The following is a 455-nucleotide window of genomic DNA, read 5'->3' as shown; positions in this document are numbered from 1 at the left end:
CTAAGTACAGGACAAAAATTGTATGGGGTGAAACCCTGACCCAAGTAGAGGTTGGGTAGAAACGGTAAAAAAGCGACGTAATAAGTCAAAACCATAGCGAAACAAACTCCGCGCTCGACGGCCATGGGCCTTGATAATGCGAATCGGCCTCTGACTATGTCGCCATAAACCCGCTTTCATCGCCCAGACAAACGCAATGGCCAACAGAGCCAGCAGCTTCGACAAACGTCTCTTATCGATAAAATGAGTCGATTCCAAGCAAAAGCCACGGGTTTTGAGGGCTCCAAACAGAGTCTCAATCCCCCAACGCCGACGGTAATCTGTTAAAGCATTTTGAGGCTCATGGGCCGTGATGATAATCAGAAAATCATCATCCGTTTGCTTCGATTTTTGTTTCGAGTCAAGACGAGTAGCGATGACATAGACCAGACGACCCCAGACCCACCGTTTTCCCG

Annotated in this window: 1 protein-coding gene; it reads right to left on the bottom strand. The window is 48.4% G+C overall.

All coding sequences use genetic code 11. The annotated features are described in order from the left end of the window. Positions 1-455: transposase (locus AACT35_RS10055; RefSeq protein WP_143596751.1), on the bottom strand; the 455-nt coding region annotated here is incomplete at its 5' end.

It is taken from the genome of Synechococcus sp. BDU 130192 (assembly GCF_963876085.1).
In the GTDB taxonomy this organism is placed as follows: domain Bacteria; phylum Cyanobacteriota; class Cyanobacteriia; order Cyanobacteriales; family MRBY01; genus MRBY01.
The sequence above is the reverse complement of the archived record's forward strand: the minus strand, read 5'-3'. Positions and strand labels throughout refer to the sequence as shown.